This window comes from Streptomyces sp. NPDC059564, from assembly GCF_042735575.1.
Classification (GTDB): Bacteria; Actinomycetota; Actinomycetes; order Streptomycetales; family Streptomycetaceae; genus Streptomyces.
In genome coordinates this window covers 1-3,659 of sequence record NZ_JBHWBP010000536.1, presented here as the reverse complement: position 1 = coordinate 3,659, position 3,659 = coordinate 1, and the positions used below count along the sequence as shown (strand labels likewise).

Genomic DNA, 3,659 nt, shown 5'->3' with positions numbered 1-3,659 from the left:
GGATCCCGGGGGCGCGGCCCTTCGTACGTACTGCGGCGGAGCGCCTCAGGCCAGCGGGCCCGTCACCGGCTCCACGGCGGCCACGAGGCCGCCCGCGCGCACGAAGGCGTCGGCGGCGGCCAGGTCGGGGGCGAGGAAACGATCCGGCCCGGGACCCTGCACGCCCGCCGCCCGCACCGCGTCGATGGCCGCGCGGCTGGCCGGCGCCGGGGTGAGGTGCTGGCGCAGCTCGATGGCGCGGGTGGCCGCGTAGAGCTCGATGGCGATGATCCGGGTCAGGTTGTCGATCGCGGTACGCAGCTTGCGCGCGGCCGACCACCCCATGGAGACGTGGTCCTCCTGCATGGCGGAGGAGGGGATCGAGTCGGCGGAGGCCGGGACGGCCAGCCGCTTCATCTCGCTGACCAGGGCCGCCTGCGTGTACTGGGCGATCATCAGGCCGGAGTCCACGCCGGCGTCGTCCGCGAGGAACGGCGGCAGGCCGTGGGAACGGTTCTTGTCGAGCAGGCGGTCGGTGCGCCGCTCGGCGATGGAGCCGAGGTCGGCGGCGGCGATGGCCAGGAAGTCCAGGACGTACGCGACGGGCGCGCCGTGGAAGTTGCCGTTGGACTCCACGCGGCCGTCGGGCAGCACCACCGGGTTGTCGACGGCGGCGGCCAGCTCGCGCGAGGCGACCAGGGCGGCGTGCGCCATGGTGTCGCGGCCCGCGCCGGCGACCTGCGGGGCGCAGCGCACGGAGTAGGCGTCCTGCACGCGCGGCGCGGACTCCTCCTGGAAGTGCCCGGTGAGCCCGGAACCCTTCAGCACGGCGGCCATGTTGGCGGCGGAGGCGCCCTGGCCGGGGTGCGGGCGGATGGCGTGCAGTTCGGGCTGGAGGACCTTCTCGCTGCCGAGCAGCGCCTCCAGGGTCAGCGCGGCGGTGATGTCGGCGGAGGTGTACAGCTTGCCGAGGTCGGCGAGGGCCATGACCAGCATGCCGAGCATGCCGTCGGTGCCGTTGAGGAGGGCGAGGCCCTCCTTCTCGCGCAGCTCGACGGGCTCGATGCCGGCCTCGGCGAGCAGTTCCCCGGCGGGGCGGACGGTGCCGTCGGGGCCCTCCGCGTCGCCTTCGCCCATCAGCGCGAGGGCGCAGTGGGAGAGCGGGGCGAGGTCGCCGGAGCAGCCGAGGGAGCCGTACTCGTGGACGACGGGGGTGATCCCGGCGTTGAGCACGTCGGCCATGGTCTGGGCGACGGAGGGGCGCACGCCGGTGTGCCCGGAGGCCACCGTCTTCAGGCGCAGGAACATCAGGGCGCGCACGACCTCCCGCTCGACGCGCGGGCCCATGCCCGCGGCGTGCGAACGGACGATGTTGCGCTGGAGCTGTGCGCGCAGCTCGGGGCTGATGTGCCGGGAGGCGAGGGCGCCGAATCCGGTGGAGACCCCGTAGACGGGCTCGGGCTTGGCGGCGAGCGCGTCGACGATCTCGCGAGCGCGGGCGAGGGCGTCGAGCGCCTCGCCGGACAGCTCGACCCGCGCGTTGCCTCGGGCGACGGCGATGACGTCCTCGGCGGTGGTCCCGGACGTCCCCACCACGACAGTGTGCATATCCATATTCAGCACCCTACGGATTGAATCCCAACATGTCACTAGCCGAGAACGTCACGATCCCGCATGCCGTACGCCCCTTACCGGCAGCCCCGTTACTGGCGCCCCCGGAAGCGGCGCCGCTCCCCCGGGGCCTCCCGTGCGGCGGCCGCGTCGGCGAGCCGGACCACGGCCGAGTCGCGGCCCGCCACCACCGGACCCGCCGACCGCGCCGCCTTCGCCTTGTACTGGGCCGCGTCCGCCAGCCGGAAGAGCCTGCGCGAGGACTGGACCGGCCCGATCGGATCCCCCGTCGAGGCGACCCCGCACGCCACCCCCTCGCCCAGCTCCAGCTCGGCGGCCCGTACGCACACCTCCTCGGTCACCCGTACCACCTCGTCCGCCGACGGGCCCACGCTGACCAGGCAGAACTCGTCCCCGCCCAGCCGCGCGACCAGCGCGCCCGCCAGCATCGCCCCGCACAGGCTCAGCACCGACCCGAACCGCTCCAGCAGCCGGTCGCCCGTCGCGTGCCCGAGGGTGTCGTTGACCTTCTTGAGGCCGTTCAGGTCGCAGACGACCAGGCTCACCACCGCCCCGGAGCGCCGGTGCTCCTCCAGCGCCCCGTCCAGCCGCATGTCCACGGCGCGGCGGTTGGCGAGCCCGGTCAGCGGGTCGGTGAAGGCCAGCCGGCGCGCCTCCTCCAGCCGCTCGTTCTGCGCGAGCCCGGCCGCGATCACCGCCGCCAGCACCGTCGCGAACTCGGCGTCGTCCTCGTCGAAGTCGGGCAGGCCCTCGTCCCGGGCCACGTACAGCTCGCCCCAGGCCCGCCCGCTGAGCACGATCGGCGCGACCACGCACGTACCGCGCCCCCGCCGGCGCAGGGCCTCGCCCCGGCGCCCGGGCCGGTCGCCGACCGCGCTCTCGACCCAGGCGTGCGGCCCGCCGCCACCGGCCCAGCGCTCGTGCAGGAACTCGGCGATCTCCGGGAAATCGTGCACGGGGTACGACTCGTCGTCGGGGAACTCCTCCTCCCCGGCCCGCCGCTCCCCCTCGTTCACGAGCACCCGCAGCCGCCCCCGCTCGCGCTCCCACGCGGAGATCGCGGCGAACGACCCGTCCATCGCCAGCCGCGCGCCCCGGGCGGCGGCCCGGACGCTGTCCCGCGGTGCGCACGCCGCCGCCATGGCCTGCGCGAGGCCCACGACGGCCCGAAGCCGCCCGTCAACTCCCATCACCCCAGGTTAGGGGTTTTGTCCGATTTAGTGACTATGGGCGCGGCTTTCGGCGGCACCAAGATCACCGCGGGTGGCGGTGAGGGGCCCGGCTACTGCCCGGGCCAGTTCGGCTTGCGCTTCTCGTTGAACGCCGCCACGCCCTCCGCCCGGTCGCCCGAGAAGGCCACCGTCCGCCAGGCCGCGTCCTCGATCTCCAGACCGGCTGCCAGGTCCATGCCGTGTCCCAGGCGCAGCGCCCGCTTGGCCGCGCGCAGTCCGACCGGGGAGTTCGCCGCCATCGCCGCCGCCAGCTCCAGGGCCCGCTCGCGGTCCCGGCCCGCCGGGGCCACCGAGTCCACCAGGCCCAGGGAGAGCGCCTCGGCGGCCTCCACCCGGCGGGCCGTGAAGATCAGCTCGGCCGCGCGGGCCGCTCCGACCCGCCGGGGCAGCAGCTGCGTACCGCCGCCGCCCGGGATCACGCCCACCGACACCTCCGGCAGGCCGACCACCGCGGTCTCGTCGGCCACGATGACGTCGCAGGCCAGCGCCAGCTCGAAGCCGCCGCCCAGCGCGAAGCCGTGCACCGCGGCGACGGTCGGCATCGGCAGCTCCAGCACGCCGCCGTACGCCCCACGGGTGGTCGGCCGCTGGCGCACCAGCTCGGCGTCCGAGAAGGAGTTGCGCTCCTTGAGGTCGGCGCCCACGCAGAAGGCCCGCTCGTGCGTGGAGGAGAGCACGACGACCCGTACCGAGGCGTCGGCGGCCAGCGCCGCACAGGCGGCCCCGATGGACCGCGCCATCTCCGTGGAAACGGCGTTCATCGCCTTGGGCCGGTCCAGCACCAGTTCGGCGACCACACCACCGTCCCCATGACCC

Annotated in this window: 3 protein-coding genes; all 3 read right to left on the bottom strand. The window is 74.9% G+C overall.

What is annotated here, in order from left to right:
* Window positions 1-45: 45 nt before the first annotated feature.
* The gene (hutH, locus tag ACFV0Q_RS39660) at window positions 46-1,587 is read right to left on the bottom strand and encodes a histidine ammonia-lyase (protein WP_385012727.1); all 1,542 of its coding nucleotides are present in this window, start codon (window positions 1,585-1,587) and stop codon (window positions 46-48) included.
* Between the two features lie 95 nt (window positions 1,588-1,682).
* Window positions 1,683-2,801 (bottom strand): diguanylate cyclase domain-containing protein, encoded by a 1,119-nt coding sequence (locus tag ACFV0Q_RS39655; protein WP_385012725.1) that lies wholly within the window; start codon window positions 2,799-2,801, stop codon window positions 1,683-1,685.
* A 92-nt stretch (window positions 2,802-2,893) separates the two neighbouring features.
* Window positions 2,894-3,659, bottom strand: a 766-nt coding sequence (locus ACFV0Q_RS39650; RefSeq protein ID WP_385012723.1) for an enoyl-CoA hydratase/isomerase family protein, incomplete at its 5' end; no start/stop codon positions are given.

Bases quoted from the DNA above. Each gene is read 5' to 3' on its own strand.
- hutH (WP_385012727.1), bottom strand. From the start codon at position 1,587: ATGCACACTGTCGTGGTGGGGACGTCCGGGACCACCGCCGAGGACGTC.
- ACFV0Q_RS39655 (WP_385012725.1), bottom strand. From the start codon at position 2,801: ATGGGAGTTGACGGGCGGCTTCGGGCCGTCGTGGGCCTCGCGCAGGCC.